The 20237-nt window shown below is 72.1% G+C and carries 20 protein-coding genes; 13 read left to right on the top strand and 7 right to left on the bottom strand.

Annotated elements, in window-relative coordinates; translation table 11 throughout:
* Positions 1 to 123: 123 nt before the first annotated feature.
* Positions 124 to 1920: an AMP-dependent synthetase/ligase gene (locus ACZ7LY_RS11880; RefSeq protein WP_471624387.1), complete on the bottom strand. Its 1797-nt coding sequence runs from the start codon at positions 1918 to 1920 to the stop codon at positions 124 to 126.
* 291 nt (positions 1921 to 2211) lie between these two features.
* Between ACZ7LY_RS11880 and ACZ7LY_RS11875 the strand changes: the two genes are divergently transcribed.
* The 6 genes from ACZ7LY_RS11875 to ACZ7LY_RS11850 all read left to right on the top strand — a co-directional run bounded on the left by ACZ7LY_RS11875 (position 2212) and on the right by ACZ7LY_RS11850 (position 7145).
* Positions 2212 to 2973: a metallophosphoesterase family protein gene (locus tag ACZ7LY_RS11875; RefSeq protein WP_471624386.1), complete on the top strand. Its 762-nt coding sequence runs from the start codon at positions 2212 to 2214 to the stop codon at positions 2971 to 2973.
* Between the two features lie 91 nt (positions 2974 to 3064).
* A complete protein-coding gene (locus ACZ7LY_RS11870) occupies positions 3065 to 3502 on the top strand; it encodes an SRPBCC family protein (protein ID WP_471624385.1) in 438 nt (145 codons plus the stop codon).
* Between the two features lie 105 nt (positions 3503 to 3607).
* Positions 3608 to 4738 (top strand): ArsA family ATPase, encoded by a 1131-nt coding sequence (locus tag ACZ7LY_RS11865; RefSeq protein WP_471624384.1) that lies wholly within the window; start codon positions 3608 to 3610, stop codon positions 4736 to 4738.
* 74 nt (positions 4739 to 4812) lie between these two features.
* Complete coding sequence (locus ACZ7LY_RS11860) at positions 4813 to 5304, top strand: DUF5304 domain-containing protein (RefSeq protein WP_471624383.1); 492 nt, start codon at positions 4813 to 4815, stop codon at positions 5302 to 5304.
* 53 nt (positions 5305 to 5357) lie between these two features.
* Positions 5358 to 6311 carry an ROK family glucokinase gene (locus ACZ7LY_RS11855; protein ID WP_471624382.1) on the top strand — a complete coding sequence of 318 codons (954 nt, stop codon included), beginning with the start codon at positions 5358 to 5360 and terminating at the stop codon, positions 6309 to 6311.
* A 72-nt stretch (positions 6312 to 6383) separates the two neighbouring features.
* Positions 6384 to 7145 (top strand): endonuclease/exonuclease/phosphatase family protein, encoded by a 762-nt coding sequence (locus ACZ7LY_RS11850; RefSeq protein WP_471624381.1) that lies wholly within the window; start codon positions 6384 to 6386, stop codon positions 7143 to 7145.
* Between the two features lie 132 nt (positions 7146 to 7277).
* Here the strand turns inward: ACZ7LY_RS11850 and ACZ7LY_RS11845 are convergent, their stop codons facing one another.
* Together ACZ7LY_RS11845 and ACZ7LY_RS11840 are read right to left on the bottom strand one after the other, a co-directional pair.
* Positions 7278 to 7922 carry a hypothetical protein gene (locus ACZ7LY_RS11845; protein ID WP_471624380.1) on the bottom strand — a complete coding sequence of 215 codons (645 nt, stop codon included), beginning with the start codon at positions 7920 to 7922 and terminating at the stop codon, positions 7278 to 7280.
* A complete protein-coding gene (locus ACZ7LY_RS11840) occupies positions 7915 to 8712 on the bottom strand; it encodes an alpha/beta hydrolase (protein WP_471624379.1) in 798 nt (265 codons plus the stop codon). Before ACZ7LY_RS11840 ends, ACZ7LY_RS11845 begins: the two co-directional genes overlap by 8 nt.
* A 169-nt stretch (positions 8713 to 8881) precedes the next feature.
* Between ACZ7LY_RS11840 and ACZ7LY_RS11835 the strand changes: the two genes are divergently transcribed.
* From ACZ7LY_RS11835 to ACZ7LY_RS11820, 4 genes are all read left to right on the top strand, one after another.
* A complete protein-coding gene (locus tag ACZ7LY_RS11835; RefSeq protein WP_471624458.1) occupies positions 8882 to 9628 on the top strand; it encodes a lysophospholipid acyltransferase family protein in 747 nt (248 codons plus the stop codon).
* A 42-nt stretch (positions 9629 to 9670) separates the two neighbouring features.
* Entirely contained in the window at positions 9671 to 10990 is a 1320-nt protein-coding gene (macS, locus tag ACZ7LY_RS11830; RefSeq protein ID WP_471624378.1) for a MacS family sensor histidine kinase, read from the top strand.
* Positions 10991 to 11028: 38 nt separating this feature from the next.
* The gene (locus ACZ7LY_RS11825) at positions 11029 to 11745 is read left to right on the top strand and encodes a response regulator (RefSeq protein WP_471624377.1); all 717 of its coding nucleotides are present in this window, start codon (positions 11029 to 11031) and stop codon (positions 11743 to 11745) included.
* A gap of 513 nt (positions 11746 to 12258) precedes the next feature.
* Entirely contained in the window at positions 12259 to 13281 is a 1023-nt protein-coding gene (locus tag ACZ7LY_RS11820; RefSeq protein ID WP_471624376.1) for a 2-hydroxyacid dehydrogenase, read from the top strand.
* Here the strand turns inward: ACZ7LY_RS11820 and ACZ7LY_RS11815 are convergent.
* Positions 13206 to 15134, bottom strand: a complete 1929-nt coding sequence (locus tag ACZ7LY_RS11815; RefSeq protein ID WP_471624375.1) for an anthranilate synthase family protein — start codon at positions 15132 to 15134, stop codon at positions 13206 to 13208. The genes ACZ7LY_RS11820 and ACZ7LY_RS11815 overlap by 76 nt on opposite strands.
* A 274-nt stretch (positions 15135 to 15408) precedes the next feature.
* On the opposite strand from ACZ7LY_RS11815, the gene ACZ7LY_RS11810 reads away from it, so the two are divergent.
* Both ACZ7LY_RS11810 and ACZ7LY_RS11805 read left to right on the top strand, forming a co-directional pair.
* Complete coding sequence (locus ACZ7LY_RS11810; protein ID WP_471624374.1) at positions 15409 to 16761, top strand: class II 3-deoxy-7-phosphoheptulonate synthase; 1353 nt, start codon at positions 15409 to 15411, stop codon at positions 16759 to 16761.
* 186 nt (positions 16762 to 16947) lie between these two features.
* Positions 16948 to 17193, top strand: coding sequence for a (2Fe-2S)-binding protein (locus ACZ7LY_RS11805; RefSeq protein ID WP_471624373.1), 246 nt, complete (start codon positions 16948 to 16950; stop codon positions 17191 to 17193).
* Positions 17194 to 17209: 16 nt separating this feature from the next.
* On the opposite strand, the gene bfr is transcribed toward ACZ7LY_RS11805, so the two are convergent.
* Entirely contained in the window at positions 17210 to 17689 is a 480-nt protein-coding gene (gene bfr, locus ACZ7LY_RS11800; RefSeq protein WP_471624372.1) for a bacterioferritin, read from the bottom strand.
* Between the two features lie 174 nt (positions 17690 to 17863).
* Here bfr and ACZ7LY_RS11795 point away from each other — a divergent pair, with 174 nt between their 5' ends.
* Positions 17864 to 18496 (top strand): sulfite oxidase-like oxidoreductase, encoded by a 633-nt coding sequence (locus tag ACZ7LY_RS11795; RefSeq protein ID WP_471624371.1) that lies wholly within the window; start codon positions 17864 to 17866, stop codon positions 18494 to 18496.
* 90 nt (positions 18497 to 18586) lie between these two features.
* Here the strand turns inward: ACZ7LY_RS11795 and ACZ7LY_RS11790 are convergent, their stop codons facing one another.
* Positions 18587 to 19198, bottom strand: coding sequence for a DUF4396 domain-containing protein (locus tag ACZ7LY_RS11790; RefSeq protein ID WP_471624370.1), 612 nt, complete (start codon positions 19196 to 19198; stop codon positions 18587 to 18589).
* Positions 19199 to 19273: 75 nt separating this feature from the next.
* Positions 19274 to 20143: a deoxyribonuclease IV gene (locus ACZ7LY_RS11785; protein WP_471624457.1), complete on the bottom strand. Its 870-nt coding sequence runs from the start codon at positions 20141 to 20143 to the stop codon at positions 19274 to 19276.
* Between the last annotated feature and the right edge of the window lie 94 nt (positions 20144 to 20237).

Raw genomic sequence — 20237 nt, 5'->3', positions numbered from 1 at the left:
CGCCCACTCACCTCAGGGGCGCGGGGAACTGCGCGAGCAGCCACGACGAGAGTCGAGGAAACCCACCGGCCGGAGCCACCCGCTCACCTCAAGGGCGCCGGGTGAGGTCGAGGCCCGCTCCCCCTACGGGCGGTACAGCGCCTCGATCTCGTCCGCATAATCCTTGGCCACAACACTCCGCTTCAGCTTCAACGACGGAGTCAAATGCCCCGAGTCCTCAGTGAACTGCGCCCCGAGCACCCGGAATTTCCGTACGGACTCCGCCTTGGACACCGCCGCGTTCCCGTCATCGACGGCCGCCTGTACCGCCGCCAGCAGATCAGGATCGTCCCGCAGCGCGGCCACCGTCACATCGGCCGGCTTGTCGTGGTCGGAGGCCCACTTCCCGAGGAACTCCTCGTCGATCGTGATGAGCGCCCCGACGAACGGCCGCCCGTCGCCGACGACCATGCACTCCGCGACCAGCGCATGCGCCCGGATGCGGTCCTCGATGACGGCCGGCGCGACGTTCTTGCCGCCGGCGGTCACGATGATCTCCTTCTTGCGCCCGGTGATCCGCAGATACCCGTCCTCGTCGAGCGTGCCGATGTCCCCGGTGTGGAACCACCCGTCGGCCAGCGCCTCCTCCGTCGCCCCGGCGTTGTTCCAGTACCCGGTGAACAGGTGCTCGCCGTGCAGCAGCACCTCCCCGTCGTCGGCGATGCGCACGACGGACCCGGGCAGCGGCTGCCCGACCGTGCCGATCTTCTGCCGGTCCCACGGGTTGAAGGCGGTCGCCGCGCACGACTCGGTGAGCCCGTACCCCTCGAGGACGGTGAAGCCGATGCCGCGGAAGAAGTGGCCGAGCCGCTCACCGAGCGGCGCGCCGCCGGAGATGGCGAACTCGCCGCGCCCGCCGAGCACCGCGCGCAGCTTGCTGTAGACGAGCTTGTCGAACGTCTTGTACTTGAGCTTCAGGGCGAACGAGGGCCCCTTCGGCGTGTCGAGGGCGCGGCTGTACTCGATGGCCGTGTCGGCGGCCTTGTCGAAGATCTTGCCCTTGCCGTCGGCCTGCGCCTTGGCCCGCGCCGAGTTGTACACCTTCTCGAACACGCGCGGCACGCCCAGGATCAGCGTGGGCCGGAACGCGGCGAGTTCATCGGTGAGGTGCTTGATGTCGGGGGCGTGCCCGAGCTTGATCGGGGCCATCAGGGAGGCCACCTCGACCAGCCGTCCGAAGACGTGCGCGACGGGCAGGAACAGCAGCACCGAACACTCGCCCGTACGGAACAGCGGCTTGAGCCGCTCGACCAAGTTGCCGCACTCCGCGAAGAAGCTGCGGTGGGTCAGCACACAGCCCTTGGGGCGGCCCGTCGTACCGGACGTGTACACGATCGTCGCCGGGTCGTCCGCCTTGGCGGCCGCGCTGCGCTCCGCGACCGTCTCGTCCGCGACCTCGGCCCCGGCCCGGTTCAGCTCCTCGACACCGCCGGCGTCGATCTGCCAGACGTGCTTCAGCTCCGGCAGCCCGCCGTGCACGGAGGCGACGGCCTCGGCGTGCGCGGTGGACTCCACGACGATGGCGACCGCGCCGGAGTCGCCCAGGATCCACTGGATCTGCTCGGCGGAGCTGGTCTCGTACACCGGCACGGTCACCGCGCCCGCGCTCCAGATGGCGAAGTCGAGCAGCGTCCACTCGTAGCGCGTACGGGACATCAGGCCGACGCGGTCGCCGGGCTGGACGCCCGAGGCGATCAGGCCCTTGGCGGCGGTGCGCACCTCGGCGAGGAACTGCACGGAGGTGACGTCCTGCCAGACGCCGGCGACCTTGCGGCCGAGGACCGCGACATCGGGATGCTGCGCGGCGTTTCTGCGGACGATGTCGGTCAGATTGCCGTCCGCAGGGACCTCGTACAAAGCCGGAAGGCTGAACTCGCGCAAGACTGCTGCTCCTCATAGGGCGCCGGCGCCACGACTCTGTGTGCTGCGTCGGTGCGGTCCAAGATCGGGCAGGTGCTCAGCGGGGGGAATGCTTGAACTGAGCACGACTGGACTGCCCGGACGTTACCCACCAGTACTGCTTTTTCGGTAGGGGGTCCAGGCCAGATGTTCGCTGCGTCACACGTCGTGGCGGTGCTCTGCGCACAGTAGTCCAGGTGCTTCCTGACTCGGAAGTAACCGCAGGTCCGGCGGGCTCTACCCACCGGCCGAACGGGGTCCTAGGGTGACCGCATGCGCGTTCATGTGGTCAGCGATGTGCACGGAAACTCCACCGACCTCGCACGGGCGGGCGACGGGGCCGACGCCCTGATCTGCCTCGGCGACCTCGTCCTCTTCCTCGACTACGCCGACCACTCGCGCGGCATTTTTCCCGACTTGTTCGGCGTCGAGAACGCGGACCGCATCGTGGAGCTGCGCACCGCCCGCCGCTTCGAGGAGGCCCGCGCCTTCGGCAACCGCCTGTGGGACGGCATCGACCGCGCCCCCGCCATCGAGAAGGCGGTCCGCCGCCAGTACGCCGAGATGTTCGCCGCGTTCCCCGCCCCGACGTACGCCACCTACGGCAACGTCGACATACCGGGCCTGTGGCGGGAGTACGCGGGGCCCGGCACCACCGTCCTCGACGGCGAGCGGATCGAGATCGGCGGCCTCGTCTTCGGCTTCGTCGGCGGCGGCCTGCGCACCCCGATGCGTACGCCGTACGAGATCGACGACGAGGAGTACGCCGCCAAGATCGAGGCCGTCGGCGAGGTCGACGTGCTGTGCACCCACATCCCGCCCGAGGTGCCCGAACTCGTCTACGACACCGTCGCCCGCCGCTTCGAACGCGGCAGCCGCGCCCTGCTCGACGCCATCCGCCGCACCCGCCCCCGCTACTCCCTGTTCGGCCACGTCCACCAGCCGCTCACCCGGCGCATGCGCGTCGGCGCCACCGAATGCGTCAACGTCGGCCACTTCTCCGGCACCGGGCGCCCCTGGGTCCTGGAGTGGTGACGGCGGCGCCGCCCGCGCGCGATAGCCTTCACACGACACACACCACGGCACGGCGGACGACCCCTGACCGGTATCTGGAGGAGCCACGGCGATGGCGGAACACACCAGTTCGAGCACCACGATCGACGCGGCACCGGCCGAGGTCATGGAGGTGATCGCCGACTTCGCGCGCTACCCCGACTGGACCGGCGAGGTGAAGGAGGCCGAGGTACTCGCCACCGACGACGCCGGCCGGGCCGAGCAGGTCCGCCTCGTCATGGACGCAGGCGCGATCAAGGACGACCAGACCCTCAAGTACACCTGGACGAGTGACACCGAGGTCTCCTGGACCCTGGTCAAGTCCCAGATGCTGCGCTCGCTGGACGGTACGTACGTGCTGCGCCCCGCAGGCCAGGGCACCGAGGTCACCTACTCGCTCACCGTCGACGTCAAGATCCCCATGCTCGGGATGATCAAGCGCAAGGCCGAGAAGGTCATCATCGACCGCGCCCTCGCGGGCCTGAAGAAGCGCGTCGAGTCCGGCAAGTAGCGCCCGCCGAGTCCGGCAAGCAGCGCCCGCCCGGGCCCCCGCCGCAGGCCGGCCGCGGGGCCTGGGGCGCCGCCGGGGGCGCCCGGCACAGTAGCCTCACGCACCATGCGCACCCTTCTCGTCACCGGCCCCGGTGGCTCCGGAAAGACCACCGTCGCCGCCGCCACCGCCCTCGGGGCCGCCCGGCAGGGGACGCGCACCCTGCTGATCACCGCGGAGCCCGCGACCGCGCCCGCCCTCGACGGCCTCGGCGGACCCGATGCACCGGCCGGGCTCGACATCGCCCGGCTCATACCGCAGGACCGGCTCCGCGACGACCTCCTCGCCCTCCAGGACCGCGCCTCCGCCGCCCTCGACCTGCTCGGCGCCGCCCGCCTCGACGCCGACGAGCTGACCCCGCTGCCCGGCAGCACCGAACTCGCCCTGCTCCGCGCCCTGCGCGACAGCGCCGAAGGCCCCCACGACCTCGTCGTCGTCGACCTGCCCGCCGCGCCCGCCGCCGTCGCCGCCCTCGCCCTGCCCGAACAACTGCGCCGCTACCTGCGCCGCCTGCTCCCCGCCGAACGGCAGGCAGCCCGCGCCCTGCGCCCCGTCCTCGGCCGCCTCGCCGGCGTCCCCATGCCCGCCGAGTGGCTGTACGAGAGCGCCGCCCGCTGGGACGCGGAACTCGCCGCCGCGCAGGCCGTCGTCGACGCCGACTCCACCTCCGTACGGCTCGTCGCGGAACCCACCAGCGGCGCCGCCGAGACCCTGCGTACCGCCACCGCCGCGCTCGCCCTCCAGGGCCTGCCCGTCGAATCCGTGCTCGCCAACCGGATGCTGCCCGAGGGCTCCGCCGACCCCTGGCTCGCCGACGCCGCCGCCCGGCAGCGCAAGGTCACCGGCCAGTGGCCCGGCGCCCACGAACTGCCCCACCTCGGCCACGACCCCCGCCCCGGCGACCTCGACGTGCCGCCGCCCGCCGCGCCCGCCCCGCGCGCGCCCTGGCCCGTGGAGGACCGGCTCGCCGAGGACGGCGTCCTGGTCTGGCGCATCCCGCTGCCCGGCGCCCGCCGGGAGGAGCTGACCCTGATCCGGCGCGGCGACGAACTCGTCATCGGCGCCGGCGGCCTGCGCCGGATCGTGCCCCTGCCCTCCGCCCCGCGCCGCTGCACGGTCGCCGGAGCGGGCCTCGTCGAGGGGGAGCTGCGGGTGCGCTTCGCGCCGGACCCCGATCTGTGGCCGAAGACCCGGTGAACCGGGTGCGCCCGTTCGGGTAACGTCGAAGACACCGACCCGGTCAGTTCCGCTCCCCGCAGGAGTCAGCCGTCATGAGCGACGCCACCGAGCACACCGCCCCCCAGGCCGACGCCGACGCGTGGGAGAGGGCCTGCGCCGAGGACCTCGCCGCCGAGCGGGCCCGCCGCCGCGAGCGCGGCGGACCGCCCCCCGGCACCGCCGCCGAGGAGCTGAAGAAGCTCGTCGACGCCGTCGCCGACAAGCTCTCCGGGCTCACCGGCGGCCAGGCCCCCTTCCTCGGGGCCGTCGCGCAGGGCACCGCCGAGCAGGCCGTCCGGCAGGCCGTGCGCCAGGCCCGCGCCGCCGTCGAGCCCGTCATCGAGCGCAACTCCGGTGTTCTCGACCACCTGGCCGCCGCCGGCAGCGAACTCCTCGCCGCCTACCGCACCGCCGTCGAGGGCCAGGAGCGGCGCTGGACCCGCTCCGCCGACGCCCCCGCGCCCGGCCCCGCCGAGGGCCCGGCCCCCGGGCCCCGCAAGGGCGACGACGAGGGCCCGGGCGCGCAGCACATCGACCTGGACTGAACCCTGCTCGGGTACGGTGGGCCGTAGCGGGGCTCGACCGAACTGAGGGATTCATGGGACTCACCATCGGCGTCGACATCGGCGGCACGAAGATCGCGGCCGGCGTGGTCGACGAGGAAGGCACGATCCTCTCCACGTTCAAGGTGCCGACGCCTTCCACGCCCGACGGGATCGTGGACGCGATCGCCTCGGCCGTGGAAGGTGCCCGGGCCGGACACGAGATCGTCGGTGTCGGCATCGGCGCCGCCGGATACGTCAACCGGCAGCGCTCCACCGTCTACTTCGCGCCGAACATCGACTGGCGCCAGGAGCCGCTGAAGGAGAAGGTCGAGCAGCGCGTCGGCCTCCCCGTCGTCGTGGAGAACGACGCGAACGCGGCGGCGTGGGGCGAGTACAAGTTCGGCGCGGGCAAGGGCCACCGCAACGTCATCTGCATCACCCTCGGCACCGGCCTCGGCGGCGGCATCATCATCGGCAACAAGCTGCGCCGCGGACACTTCGGCGTGGCCGCCGAGTTCGGCCACATCCGCATGGTCCCGGACGGGCTGCTGTGCGGCTGCGGCTCGCAGGGCTGCTGGGAGCAGTACGCGTCCGGCCGCGCCCTCGTGCGCTACGCCAAGCAGCGCGCCAACGCCACCCCGGAGAACGCGGCGTACCTGCTCTCCCTCGGCGACGGCACCCCCGACGGCATCGAGGGCAAGCACATCTCCAGCGCCGCCCGCGAGGGCGACCCGGTGGCCGTCGACTCCTACCGTGAGCTGGCCCGCTGGGCGGGCGCCGGGCTCGCGGACCTGGCCTCCCTGTTCGACCCGTCGGCGTTCATCGTCGGCGGCGGCCTCTCGGACGAGGGCGAGCTGGTCCTCGACCCGATCCGCAAGTCGTACAAGCGCTGGCTCGTCGGCGGCAACTGGCGGCCCGTCGCCGACGTCATCGCCGCCCAACTGGGCAACAAGGCGGGCATGGTCGGCGCCGCCGACCTGGCCCGGGAGCCCGACCCCATCATGTGACGCGGGCGCGAGCGCGCACCGGTGCCCGTCGTTCCCCTCGGGGGCGGCGGGCACCGGCGTATCTTGATCGCCATGGACTCCGGCTCGCTCACCGACCCCAGCGAACTCCCCGACTCCCGCACCGAAGCCGACGGTTCGGCCGTCGTCCGCGTCCTCAGCTACAACATCCGCTCGCTGCGCGACAGCCCCGTCGCCGTCGCCCGCGTCATGAAGCGCTGCGCCCCCGACCTCGTGCTGATCCAGGAGGCGCCCCGCTTCTTCCGCTGGCGCAAGCAGCTCGCCCGCCTCGCCCGCGCCGCCGACCTCGTACTGCTGGCGGGCGGGGGCAGCGCGGCCGGACCTGCGCTGCTGTGCTCGCTGCGGGCCACGGTCGAGCGGACCGAGGACGTGCTGCTCCCGCTCACCCCCGGCCTGCACCGGCGCGGCTTCTCGACCGCCGTCGTACGGCTGGGCGGGGCCAGGCTCGGCGTCGTGAGCTGCCATCTGAGCCTGCAGAAGGACGAGCGGTACGCGCAGGGCGGCCTGCTGCTCGACCGGATCGCGGCGATGGGCGTCGAGCACGTCGTGGCCGGCGGCGACCTCAACGAGCGGCCCGACGGACGCACCTTCCGGCGCCTGTCCGGCGCCCTCCAGGACTGCTGGGCGACGGCTCCCTGGGGCGGCGAGCACACCTCCACGCCAAAGGACCCGCATCAGCGCATCGACGCGATCCTGGCGACGAAGAACATCGAGGTGCTGGGCTGCGGGGTGCCGCCCTTCCTCGACCCGGCCGAGCTGCGGGCGGCCACCGACCACCTCCCGGTCCTCGCCGCCCTCCGCGTCCCGGCGCTCTGACCCGCCCGTACGACGAGCGCCCCGCGCTCCGGCATCCCCGCGTACGACGAGCACCCCGCGCTGCGCCCTTCGCGCGTACGACAAAGCCCGGCGCGGGAAGCTCCCGGCCGGGCCCTTGTCACGGGCGCGGGGTCAGACGACCGCGCCGCGCCCCGGGTCGTCGCCGTCCTCGTCGTCCGGGCGCATCCGGGCGACCAGCGTGGCGAACCCGCCGAGGAAGCCGCCGATGCACAGCGTCGCCAGCCACCACGTCATCGGCCAGCCCAGCAGCACCGACACGAGCAGCAGCACCGGACCGCCTATGACGGCCAGCCACGCGAACTTCGCCGTCACGTCCGCGTCCGGCAGCGGCGGCGGCTCCGGCGGTACGAAGTGGCCCTCGTCGTCCCCGTCGAAGTCGTCGTCGGAAGGATCGGGGGCCCGGTAGTCGCGCGGGCCCGGGGCCTGGGCGACGCCGGGCGCGAACGACACCGACGAGCCGAGCGGGCTCGCGGGGCGCCCGGCGGGGGACGCGTCGTCGGGGGCGTCGCCGTCCTTGCCGTTCGTCTCGGGTTCCAGCAGGGCCAGGTCCTCCACCGACTTGAACGGCTTCGCGCCCGGCGGGTCCGGCGGCTCCTCCCCGTACCCCGCGACGATCTGCGCCCACAGCGCGTCCTCGTCGACGGGCAGCAGCGGGTCACGGTCCGGCTCGCCGTCTCCCCGCCCGCCCTGCTCGTCCCGCCCGTGCGGTTCGTCCCGCTCGTGCGGCTCGGGGTCCCGCCGCTCCTGCTCAGCCACCGCTGGCCGTCCCTTCCACGCCCTCGCTGGGGGTCTTGCCGACACTCGGGGCGATCCGGCCGATGAACGCGAGGCTCTCCTCGAAGATCCGGTCCGCGTCATGGTCCAACGTCGCCACGTGGTAGCTCTGTTCCAGCAGGATCTCGGTGACGTCCGTGGAGGAGACGCGGCTGAGGACGCGGGCCGAGTCGGCGGGCGGCACGACATGGTCCTCCGGGCTGTGCAGCACCATCAGCGGCTGCGTGACCTGCGGCAGCTCGCGGTCCACCAGCTTGAAGAAGGTGCGCAGCCGGTGCGCGGAGTGCAGCGGCACGCGCGCGTAGGCCACCTCGACGGAGCCCTCCTTCGCTATGTCGCTGGCGATGCCGGGGATCGTCCGGACGAAGTGCCGGGCCACCGGCAGGGCGTGGGCGGCGAGGCCATGCACCTTGTTCCCCGGGTTGACCAGGACGAGGCCCGCGATGTCGTCGCCGTGCCGGGCCGCGAGCCGCAGCGCGAGGGCGCCCCCCATCGACAGGCCGCACACGAAGACCTGGGAACAGCGGTCGGTCAGCTCCCGCAGCGCCCGGTCCACCTCCGCGTACCAGTCCTGCCAGGAGGTGACGGCCAGGTCCTCCCAGCGCGTGCCGTGCCCGGGCAGCAGCGGCAGCGAGACGGTCAGCCCCCGCTCCGCCAGGTAGGTGGCCCAGGGCCGCATCGACTGCGGAGTTCCGGTGAAACCGTGACAGAGGAGGACGCCGACCTCGCCGCCTTCGTGGCGGTACGGCTCGGCTCCAGGAAGGACCGGCACCTTCGGTCTCCTGTTCATCAAAGTGGCATCGGGACGAGAACTTCACCGTACGCGACCGGACTGACACCGACCAGGGTCGTCGGGCCCCCGGAGGGCGCCGCGGGTTAAGGTCTGACCCTCGGACTGATCCGAGCACGAGGGTCCGGGTACGAGGGAAGGCAGTGGGTTGATCTACGGCGCAATGAAGGTGGCGATCGGGGGGCCGCTCAAGCTCGGCTTCCGACCGTGGGTGGAGGGCCTGGAGAACATTCCGGCCGACGGACCCGCCATTCTGGCGAGCAACCACCTCTCCTTCTCCGACTCGTTCTTCCTGCCGGCCGTCCTCGACCGCAAGGTCACGTTCATCGCCAAGGCCGAGTACTTCACCACCCCCGGGGTCAAGGGCAAGCTGACGGCCGCCTTCTTCAAGGGCGTGGGGCAGCTCCCCGTGGACCGCTCCGGTTCGCGCGGCGCGGGCGAGGCCGCCATCAAGAGCGGCATCGAGGTCCTGGAGCGCGGCGAGCTGTTCGGCATCTACCCCGAGGGCACGCGCTCGCCCGACGGCCGCCTCTACCGGGGCAAGCCCGGCGGCCTCGCGCGGGTCGCCCTCGCCACCGGCGCGCCCGTGATCCCCGTGGCGATGATCGACACGGAGAAGATCCAGCCGCCCGGCAAGGTCCTGCCCAAGCTGATGCGCCCGGGCATCCGCATCGGCAAGCCGCTCGACTTCACCCGCTACCAGGGCATGGAGGGCGACCGGTTCGTGCTGCGGGCGGTGACCGACGAGGTCATGTACGAGATCATGAAGCTCTCCGGCCAGGAGTACGTGGACATGTACGCGACGGCCGCCAAGCGGCAGATCGCGGACGCGGAGAAGGCCGAGAAGGAAGCGAAGAAGGCGCTGGAGAAGGAGCGCGAGAAGGAACGCGAGCAGTAGGCGGCCTTCGCGGGCCGGGCGCCGAGGGGGCGGGGGAACCAGATGGGCCACACGCGCGGGACAGCGGACACGGCTGCGCCGGACGCCGAGGCGACGGGCACGGCGACAGCGGCAGGGGCCCCGGCGGACGCGGGCGGTGACGCGCCGGCTGCCGCGAAGGGACGTACCGTGCGCCGGGAGCGGGTCGTGCGGATGTCGGTGGAGCAGCCGCTGTGGCGCGCCCTCACCGGGTACCGCGTCCTGACCCTGCTCTACGCGATCGGCCTGTTCGTCTCCGCGTACGAGCACTACGAGCGGCCCTGGGTCGGCATCGCCTACTACGCCGTACTCGCCGGCTGGACGTTCGCCACGCTGCCGCAGGTCTCCGGCGCCCGGCGCTGCACCAAGCGGTTCCTCGTCGCCGACCTCACCGTCGCGGTCGCCGGTATCCTGCTCTCCCCGGTCGCCGGGCACGAGCGCGCCGTCACCGGCGGGACGACGCTGCCCTCGATCTGGACAGCCGGCGCGGTCCTCGCCTGGGCGCTCAAGGGCGGCTGGCGCTGGGCCGCGTCCGCGTCACTGCTGATCGGCGTCGCCAACGTCGTCCAGCGCGGCAGCCTCAGCCGCAGCACCCTGCACAACGTCCTGCTGGTCTGCATCGCCTCCATAGCGATCGGGTACGTCGTCGAGGTCGCCCGCGCCTCCGAGCGCACCCTCGCCCGCGCCCTGGAGATCGAGGCGGCGACCCGTGAGCGCGAGCGGCTGGCCCGCGACATCCACGACAGCGTCCTCCAGGTCCTCGCCATGGTCCAGCGGCGCGGTACCGCCCTCGGCGGCGAGGCGGCCGAGATCGGGCGGCTGGCGGGGGAGCAGGAGGTCGCCCTGCGCACCCTCGTCGCCGGCGGCCTCAGCCCCGCCTCCCGCGCCTCCGAGGACGCGGCGCTCGGCGCGGTCGTCCGCGCGGTCGACGAGCCGTACGCCGACGAGGACGGCGCCCCGCGCGATCTGCGCCCCCTGCTCGCCCGGCACGCCGGGTCCCGCGTCACCTTCGCCGAACCGGGCGCGCCGGTGCTGCTGCCGCCCGCCGCCGTCCGCGAGGTGGCCGCCGCCGTCGCCGCCACGCTGGACAACGTACGGCGGCACGCGGGCGAGGACGCGCACGCCTGGGTGCTGGTCGAGGACGAGCCGGACGCGGTGATCGTCACCGTCCGCGACGACGGCCCCGGCATCCCCGAGGGCCGGCTCGCGCAGGCGGAGGGCGAGGGCCGGCTCGGCGTGGCCCAGTCCATCAGGGGGCGGCTGCGCGACATAGGCGGCACCGCCGAACTGCTCTCGGTCCCGGGTCAGGGCACCGAGGTCGAGATGAACGTACCGAAGAAGTGACCGCCGACAGCGGCACGGGGGAAGGCAGGAGCGAGGCCATGAGCGACAGCGCGCAGGGACAGCGGGACGCGGAGGAGGCGGCGGCGTCCGCCGCGATCAGGGTGATGGTCGTCGACGACCATCCGATGTGGCGGGACGCGGTCGCCCGCGATCTGGCCGCCGCCGGATTCGACGTCGTCGCCACGGCCGGCGACGGTGACCAGGCCGTACGCCGGGCCCGTGCCGCGCGCCCGCAGGTCCTCGTCCTCGACCTGAACCTGCCCGCCAAGCCCGGGGTGCAGGTCTGCAAGGAACTCGTCGGCGCCGATCCCGCGCTGCGGGTGCTCGTGCTGTCCGCGAGCGGGGAGCACGCCGATGTGCTGGAGGCCGTGAAGTCCGGCGCCACGGGCTATCTGTTGAAGTCGGCGTCCACCGGGGAGCTGCTCGACGCGGTGCGCCGTACGGCGGCGGGGGATCCGGTGTTCACGCCGGGGCTGGCCGGGCTCGTCCTCGGGGAGTACCGGCGGCTGGCCTCCGAGCCGGTTGCCGTCGCCGGGGCGCACGAATCGGACGCTCCGCGGCTCACCGAGCGGGAGACGGAAGTCTTGCGGCTCGTCGCCAAGGGGCTGAGCTACAAGCAGATCGCCGAGCGGCTGGTGATCTCGCACCGTACCGTCCAGAACCACGTCCAGAACACGCTCGGCAAGCTCCAGCTCCACAACCGGGTAGAACTGGTCCGCTACGCCATAGAACAGGGCCTGGACGACACCCCGTAACCCTGAGAGCAGGCGCTGAGCCCAGCCCCGCCCCGAGCAAGGAAGCCTGCGCCGAGGCCAGCCCCGCAAGGGGCGCGGGGAACTGCGCGCCCAGCCACGACGCACCCGGCACTCTGGGGCCCTGCCCCAGCTCCCGCTCCTCAATCGCCGGAGGGGCTTGATCGACCGGCGCTGAGATAAGCCCCGTAAGGGGCGCGGGGAACTGCGCGAGAAGCCCCACCGGGGCTGAACCCGAGGCACAACGATCACGCACCCGGCGCTGGGTGCCGCCTTGCCCACCCTGCCGCCCTGGGGGTCCCCCCGGACGAAGTCTGGGGGAGGCAGATTGCCCAAGGCGGGGGCGCCGAAGAGGCACCGGGGTTGGCAGCCCCGTAAGGGGCGCGGGGAACTGCGCGAGACGTCCCACCGGGCTGAACTGAACGCACAACGACCAGCCCCCCCCCCAGGGACGCGAGAGGGCCCGTCCAAGAACCCCGGCGTGCCGTGGCAGCGGGGGGTACATAGACTCCTGCCATGGAAATCCTCGCATTCGGCGTGCAATCGGACGAAAAGCCCCTCATCGAGAAGGCCTTCCAAGGCCACCACGACGTCCGCTGCCTGGACGTCTTCCTCAATGAGGACACCGCCCCCATCGCCGCCGGCTACGAGATCATCTCCACCAGCGTCAACGCCACCCTCAACAACCGCGTCCTGCAGACCCTCGCGGCCGGCGGCACGCAGATGATCGCCCAGCGCTCCACGGGCTTCAACAACATCGACCTGCAAGTAGCGGAGCGCCTCGGGCTGACCGTCGCCCGCGTCTCGTACTACTCGCCCTACTCGGTCGCCGAGTTCGCCTGGTCCCTGGCGATGGCCGTCAACCGCCGCATCGTCCGCGCCTCCAACCGCACCCGCGACTTCGACTTCCGCCTCGACGGACTCATGGGCCGGGACATGCGCGGCCGCACGGTCGGTGTCCTCGGCACCGGCAAGATCGGCGAGGCGTTCACCCGTATCGCGCACGGCTTCGGCATGAAGCTGCTCGGCTGGGACGTCGCCCAGAACCCGAACTGCGTGGAGCTGGGCATGAAGTACGTCGACAAGGAAGAACTGTTCGCCGAGGCCGACCTCATCAGCCTCCACGTACCGCTGCTGCCGTCCACCGAGCACATCGTGGACGCGGCCGCGCTGCGCACGATGAAGGACGACGCGATCCTCATCAACTCCAGCCGCGGCGGCCTCGTCGACACCAAGGCGCTGGTCACCGAGTTGCGCGAGGGCCGCTTCGCCGGGGTCGGCCTCGACGTGTACGAGGCCGAGGCGGGCCTGTTCTTCCTCGACAAGTCGCTCGACGTCGTCGAGGACGACACCCTGGCCCGCCTCGTCACCTTCCCGAACGTGCTGGTCACCTCGCACCAGGCGTACTACACGGTGGACGCCGTCGGACAGATCATCGACACCACCGTGCGCAACGTCCTCGACTACCGAGCCGGCCGCCGCTCCGAGAACGTCCTCGTCCCCGCCGAGGTCCCCGCCGCGCCGCCCGCGACGAGCTGACCCGTCAGCTCCCGTACGAGGTCCGCGCCGCGCAGCGTCAGCACCGACTCCGGGTGGAACTGCACGGACGCGAACCCGGGCCCGCGCAGCGCGTGCACCTCGCCGCTCGCCGCGTCCCGGGCGACCTCGACGCCGTGCGCGGCCAGTTCGAGGGCGGCCTCGTCGTCGCAGCGCGCCACGAAGCTGTTGTAGAACCCGACCGTCTCGACGCGCCCGAACAGCTCGATGTCGGTCTGCGCCCCCTGGTACGGGACCTGCTTGCGCACGAGGTCCAGGCCCAGTTCGGCCGCGATCAGCTCATGGCCGAGGCACACCCCGAGCACCCCGTGCCGGTGCGTACGCAGCGCGTCGGCGGTCAGCGCCCGCAGGAACCGCATCTTCGGATCGGCGGCGTCCGTGGGATCGCCGGGGCCCGGCCCGAGGACGAGCGGGCCCTCGTGCGCGAGCGCCGCCTCCCGCAGCCCCTCCTCGTCGTACCGCCGCACGCTCACGTCGAGCCCCGACGAGCGCAGCACATGCGCCAGCATCGCCGTGAACGTGTCCTCGCCGTCCACCACCAGCGCGTGCCCGGCCGGCTCACCGGCCCGCTCCCGCATCCGCAGCCAGAACGGCGCGAGCGCCGCCCGCCGCCCGTCGAGCGCCGCCCGCACCCGCGGATCGTCGGCGAGCGCCGGCCGCGTGGCCTCCGTACGCGGCCGCCCCGGGCGCACCCCGAGCGCGGTCAGCACCCCGGCCGCCTTCGCGTGCGTCTCGGCGACCTCACCGGCCGGGTCCGAACCCCGTACGAGCGTCGCGCCGACCGGCACCCGCAGCCGGCCGCTCGCCGTGTTCACGTCGGCCGTGCGGATCAGGATGGGGGAGTCGAGGGTCTGCGCGCCGCCCGCGTCCCGGCCGAGCAGGGCCAGCGCGCCCGCGTAGTAGCCGCGCCCGCCGACCTCGTGCCGGCCGATGACCCGGCACGCGTTCTGCACGGGCGAGCCGGTGACGGTCGCCGCGAACATCGTCTCGCGCAGCACCTCCCGTGCGTCCAGCGTGGAACGGCCGCGCAGCTCGTACTCGGTGTGCGCGAGGTGCGCCATCTCCTTCAGGCGCGGCCCGACGACGACCCCGCCCTGGTCGCCGACCGTGCACATCATCTTCAGCTCCTCGTCCACCACCATCGACAGCTCCTCGATCTCCTTGCCGTCGGCGAGGAAGCCGAGCAGATGCTCGGGGGTGGGGCCCTCCGCCGGATAGCGGTAGGTGCCGCTGATCGGGTTCATCACGACGGTCCCGCCGGACATCCGCACATGCACCTCGGGGCTCGCGCCGATCAGCGCCCGCCCGCCCCCCTCGCCGTCCCCGGTGTGCACGACGAACGTCCAGTACGCGCCCCGCTCCCCGGCCAGCAGCCGCCGGAACAGCGCCAGCGCGTCGCGCCGCGAGAAGCCGTCGACCGTGCCCTCGTACGTCCTGCGGATCACGAAGTTGGCGCCCTCGCCGCGCCCGATCTCCTCGCGCAGCACCCGCCCGACGATCTCCGCGTACGTGTCGTCGTCCACGTCGAACCCGCCGCCGCGCACCGCGACCTCATGGGCGGGCAGCGCGCGCAGGGCCTCGCCGAGCGGGATCTCGTACGACTCCTCGGGGACGAGGACGGTGAGCGGGGTGCCGTCGTCGCGTACGTCGAAGCCGCGCTCGGCGATCTGCCGGAACGGCACCAGGGCCAGGCCCTCGTCCGGCAGGTCGGCGAGCCGTCCGTGGTCCTCGACCCGGCCCACCAGCACCTCGACCGTGTCGTGGTCACGGCCGGGCGTACGGCGGCGCAGCAGGGCGAAGGGGCGGTCGTCGGTGAGCAGACGCTCGATGATCATGGGGCTGTTCCTTCCGGGACTTCCGGGACTTCAGGGAGGAACAGCCGGGTGCGCAAACACCGAAGGCCGCCCCTCGGGCGGCCTTCGCGCAGTCGCAGACACGCAGTCAGTGGGCCGCCGGATGTGCGGTCCACCACCAGGTGAGGTGCGAAAGGTGCGCGAACATGAGCGTCACCGTACACGGCCGCCGCCCCCCGAGCCCCTCCGCGCGCCGCCCGTCTCAAAAGATGAGCGGTGGAATGGACGTACCGGCCGACCCCGTAATGTGGGGGAGGTGACCGTGAACGCTAAGACCAGCGCGAGCGCTGGCAACACCTGGCGAGACCTGCCCGCGGCGCAGCAGCCCGAGTACCCCGATGCCGAGGCTCTGCGCGATGTGATCGCGGACCTCGAGACCTATCCGCCGCTCGTCTTCGCGGGCGAGTGCGATCTGCTGCGTGACCGGATGGCGGCCGTCGCCAAGGGCGAGGCGTTCCTCCTCCAGGGCGGCGACTGCGCCGAGGCATTCGACGCGGTGTCCGCCGATCACATCAGGGCCAAGCTGAAGACGCTGCTCCAGATGGGCGCCATCCTCACGTACGCGGCGTCCGTGCCGGTCGTGAAGGTGGGCCGGATCGCCGGCCAGTACTCCAAGCCCCGCTCGAAGCCTGTCGAGACCCGCGACGGCGTGACGCTGCCGACCTACCGCGGCGACTCGGTCAACGGGTTCGAGTTCACCGAGGCGGCCCGCGTCCCGGACCCCGAGCGCCTGAAGCGGATGTACCACGCGTCCGCCTCCACGCTGAACCTCGTACGCGCCTTCACCACCGGCGGTTACGCGGACCTGCGCCAGGTGCACGCCTGGAACCAGGACTTCGTGAAGTCCTCGCCCTCGGGCCAGCGCTACGAGCAGCTCGCCCGCGAGATCGACAACGCGCTCAACTTCATGCGCGCCTGCGGCACCGACCCGGCCGAGTTCCAGACGGTCGAGTTCTACGCCTCGCACGAGGCGCTGCTGCTCGACTACGAGTCGGCGCTGACCCGCGTCGACTCGCGCACGGGCGACCTGTACGACGTCTCGGGCCACATGGTGTGGATCGGTGAGCGCACCCGCCAGCTCGACGGCGCGCACATCGAGTTCGCGTCGCGGATCCGCAACCCGATCGGCATCAAGCTCGGCCCGACGACGACGTCCGAGGAGGCGCTCCAGTACATCGAGCGTCTCGACCCGGACCGCGAGCCGGGCCGGCTGACCTTCATCGTGCGCATGGGTGCCGACAAGGTCCGCGACAAGCTGCCCGAGCTGGTGGAGAAGGTCACCGCGTCCGGCGCGACCGTCGCCTGGGTCACCGACCCGATGCACGGCAACACGTTCGAGGCGGCCTCCGGCCACAAGACGCGCCGCTTCGACGACGTGCTCGACGAGGTCAAGGGCTTCTTCGAGGTCCACAAGGCGCTCGGCACCCACCCGGGCGGCATCCACGTGGAGCTGACCGGCGACGACGTCACGGAGTGCGTGGGCGGCGGCGACGAGATCTTCGTCGACGATCTGCACCAGCGCTACGAGACGGCCTGCGACCCGCGCCTGAACCGCAGCCAGTCGCTCGACCTGGCCTTCCTGGTCGCGGAGATGTACCGCGACCAGTGACCGGTGGCCGGTGCTGGCCGGGCGGCCGGACCGCGTTTGCTGAACGAAAGAGCCGTGGGGCGCGGATCACAGCGATCCGCGCCCCACGGCTCTTTTGCGCTCCCGGCGCGCCGGGTAAGGTTAGGTTGGCCTCACCGGTCACCGGGGGGTGTCACACGACCAGACCCGGCCGGGAGGTGGAACCGCGTGTTCGTCTGCAACTGCTTCGGAGTCACCGAGGCGCAGGTCAAGAAGCACGCGGAGGACGGTGCCTGCACCCCCCGCCAGATAGCCTCCGCCTGCAAGGCGGGCACCGACTGCGGGTCGTGCGTCCGCCGTATCCAGGCCCTGCTCGGCCGTGGCGCGTGCCCGCGCCGCGAACTGTCCGACCAGACGGACCGGCCCGCCGTCACACCGGCCGCCGCCCCCGCGGAGCTTCCCGAAGCCGCCTGAGCGCGCGGCCCGCCCGTCAGCTCTCCGGCTGCTCGACCAGCTGGGCGATGTAGAGCGCCTCACCGAGCTTGTCCACGAGTTCGAGCTGGGTGTCGAGGTAGTCGATGTGGTGCTCCTCGTCCTCCAGGATCGACTCGAAGATGTTCGCGGACGTGATGTCGCCCTTCGCGCGCATCACCTCGACGCCCCGCTTCAACCGGTCGATGGCCTCGACCTCGATCTGCCGGTCCGCCTGGAACATCTCGGTGACGGTCTGCCCGACCCGTACGTGGAAGAGGCGCTGGTAGTTCGGCAGCCCGTCCAGGAAGAGGATCCGGTCGGTGAGCACCTCCGCGTGCTTCATCTCGTCGATCGACTCGGACCGGGTGTACTTGGCGAGCTTCGTCCAGCCGAAGTTCTCCTGCATCTTGGCGTGCAGGAAGTACTGGTTGATCGCCGTGAGTTCGGCGGTGAGCTGCTCGTTGAGGAACTCGATGACCTCGGGGTCGCCCTGCATCGCAGAGGCTCCTTCCAAGCGGTGAGGGGGCAGGTTCCGCGCATCCTCGCATCGGCACGGGAACGCGTCCAGTAAGTGCACGCTTAGTAGGAGTTGCCCGAATTCATGATCGACTGCGGCCGGTCGGCGGACGCGTGGTCACGTCCACCGCCCGGGGTCTGTCAGGATGGAGGCATGGGTCATCCGGTGGGTCGAGAGTCTGAGGGAGCAGCGCAGCCGGAGCTTCCGCCGGGCCAGCGCCTTCAGCGCGGCTGGCCGGTCACGCACTACGGACCCGTACCCAGGTTCCGGCCCGAGCGCTGGGAGTTCAGGGTCTTCGGCTCCACCGCCGACGGCGAGAAGCACTGCTGGAACCATGAGGAGTTCTCGGCCCTGCCGTACGCCACCGTGGTCGGCGACCTGCACTGCGTCACGAAGTTCAGCATGCTCGGCGCCGAGTGGGGCGGGGTGCGCGCCGCCACGATCCTGGAACTGGCGCCGCCGGACCCGGCCGTCACCCATGTCATGGTCTGGGCCGAGTACGGCTTCAGCTCCAATCTGCGCCTCGCCGACTTCGCCTCCGAGCGCACGATCTTCGCCACGCACAAGGACGGCGAACTCCTCACCGCCGAACACGGGTTCCCGTTGCGGCTCGTCGTCCCGCACCTGTACGCCTGGAAGGGCCCGAAGTGGGTGCGCGGCGTCGAGTACATGACGGCGGACCGGCGCGGGTTCTGGGAGGAGCGCGGGTATCACAACGTCGGCGACCCCTGGCGCGAGCAGCGGTACTCGTACCAGGAGGAGCCCGGCGAGGGCCCCGAGCTGTAGCGGGGGCCTCGCCGGGTGCGGGGTGTCGTGGTGCGGGTGTGGCGGTGACGGTGCCGCTGGTGGCGCTGTGCCGGGGGCGGTGCCGGGCCGTCAGTGGTGGTACTGGTGGACCACCGCGTGGCCCTTGCCGCGGCCGATCATCCAGCGGTTGACGGGCGTCGTCACGACGAAGGCCAGGGCCAGCGAGATCGCCAGCGAGCCCCAGAACAGGGCGTCCGCGAGCTGCGCGTCCATCGCGGCGGGCCAGACGGCGATCACGCCGTTGTCGATCAGCTCCATCACGGCGATGGACAGGGTGTCGGCGGCCAGGGCGACCCGGAAACCCGTCTTGAAGTCGACGCCGGCGCGGAGCACTCCGCGCAGGGTCAGCGAGTAGCCGAACACGAAGGCGAGCACGATCGCCAGGATCATCGTCGGTACGTTGCCCCAGCCGAGGGCGGTGCCGATCACCATGCCGAGGATCTCGCCGATGGCGCAGCCGGTCAGGCAGTGCAGGGTGGCCTGCGCGGCCATCGCCCAGGAGACCTTGCCGGGGGAGTGGCCGGCGTGGTCGCCGTGCCCGGAGTGGCTGGTGTGGCCGGCGTGTCCGGTGTGATCTCCGTGGCTGGAGTGGCCTGCGTGATTCGCGTGATCTGGCTGGCCGGTGTTGTGAACCGCGTGATCTACGTGATCTACGTGGTCGGCGTGGTTCTCGTGTCGCATGTGTCCCCCAGGGTCAGGCGTGGTTCCCGTGCCGGGCTCACCGGGTGCCAACAGTATGCCCCCGGGGGGTATTCCTCAACGGGGTTCGTGAGCCCGTCCGCGCAGTTCCTTGAGGCGGGCCACGTCCGCCGCGTGCCCCTCCTTGCCGCCCGGGGTCTCGATGACCAGCGGCACGCCCTCCGTCGCCGGATGCGCCATCAGCTCGGCGAACGGTTCCGCTCCGATGTGCCCGGTGCCGATGTTCTCGTGCCGGTCCTTGTGGGCGCCGACGACGTCCTTGGAGTCGTTGGCGTGGATCAGCTTCAGCCGGCCCTCGCCGACCGTCTCCACGAGCAGATCGAGGGTCTGCTTCATCCCCGCAGGACCCGTCAGATCGTGGCCGGCGGCGAAGATGTGACAGGTGTCGAGGCAGACGCCCAGCTTGGGGTGCCGGTCCAGTGCGTCGAAGTACGGGCCGAAGTCCCAGGTCCGCGAGCACAGCGAGGCGCCTTGGCCGGCGGTCGACTCCAGCAGCAGGAACGGGTCGTCCTCGTGCGTCAGCTCGTCCAGCAGCGGCAGCATCCGCTCCCGTACCTGCGCGAGCGCCACGTCGCGGGGGCGGCCGCCGGTCGCGGAACCGGTGTGTACGACGACGCCGAGCGCGCCGATCGCGCGGGCGCGGCGCAGCGAGTGCCGCAGGGAGAGGACGGACTTCTCGACGGTGGCCTCGGTGTGCGAACCGAAGTTGATGAGGTACGGGGCGTGTACGTACGCGGGGAGGGCCGCGTCGGCGCACCGGGTGCGGAACTCTTCGTCCTGGCGCGGGTTGCCCTCTGGGGTGGCCCAGCCGCGGGGGTTGGCGACGAAGACCTGGACCGTCTCGGCCCGCAGTTCCTCGGCGTAGGAGAGGCCGACGGTGGCGAGACCGCCGGCGACGGGGACGTGCCCGCCGATCGGGTTACGGATGCTGCTGTTCACTGTGCCCAGCGTGCCATGCCCTCCGGGGGTGGGGGCGGGTCGGGGTGCGGTGATCATCTGGCCTCTGCCCGGTGGGTGGCTG

Source organism: Streptomyces sp. NPDC107550 (genome assembly GCF_055639095.1).
This window is presented reverse-complemented; position numbering and strand designations above follow the sequence as displayed.

Excerpts from the sequence above, each read along its gene's own strand:
- ACZ7LY_RS11875 (WP_471624386.1), top strand. The coding sequence starts at position 2,212 with ATGCGCGTTCATGTGGTCAGCGATGTGCACGGAAACTCCACCGACCTC.
- ACZ7LY_RS11870 (WP_471624385.1), top strand. The coding sequence starts at position 3,065 with ATGGCGGAACACACCAGTTCGAGCACCACGATCGACGCGGCACCGGCC.
- ACZ7LY_RS11865 (WP_471624384.1), top strand. The coding sequence starts at position 3,608 with ATGCGCACCCTTCTCGTCACCGGCCCCGGTGGCTCCGGAAAGACCACC.
- ACZ7LY_RS11860 (WP_471624383.1), top strand. The coding sequence starts at position 4,813 with ATGAGCGACGCCACCGAGCACACCGCCCCCCAGGCCGACGCCGACGCG.
- ACZ7LY_RS11855 (WP_471624382.1), top strand. The coding sequence starts at position 5,358 with ATGGGACTCACCATCGGCGTCGACATCGGCGGCACGAAGATCGCGGCC.
- ACZ7LY_RS11850 (WP_471624381.1), top strand. The coding sequence starts at position 6,384 with ATGGACTCCGGCTCGCTCACCGACCCCAGCGAACTCCCCGACTCCCGC.
- macS (WP_471624378.1), top strand. The coding sequence starts at position 9,671 with ATGGGCCACACGCGCGGGACAGCGGACACGGCTGCGCCGGACGCCGAG.
- ACZ7LY_RS11825 (WP_471624377.1), top strand. The coding sequence starts at position 11,029 with ATGAGCGACAGCGCGCAGGGACAGCGGGACGCGGAGGAGGCGGCGGCG.
- ACZ7LY_RS11820 (WP_471624376.1), top strand. The coding sequence starts at position 12,259 with ATGGAAATCCTCGCATTCGGCGTGCAATCGGACGAAAAGCCCCTCATC.
- ACZ7LY_RS11815 (WP_471624375.1), bottom strand. The coding sequence starts at position 15,134 with ATGATCATCGAGCGTCTGCTCACCGACGACCGCCCCTTCGCCCTGCTG.
- bfr (WP_471624372.1), bottom strand. The coding sequence starts at position 17,689 with ATGCAGGGCGACCCCGAGGTCATCGAGTTCCTCAACGAGCAGCTCACC.
- ACZ7LY_RS11795 (WP_471624371.1), top strand. The coding sequence starts at position 17,864 with ATGGGTCATCCGGTGGGTCGAGAGTCTGAGGGAGCAGCGCAGCCGGAG.
- ACZ7LY_RS11790 (WP_471624370.1), bottom strand. The coding sequence starts at position 19,198 with ATGCGACACGAGAACCACGCCGACCACGTAGATCACGTAGATCACGCG.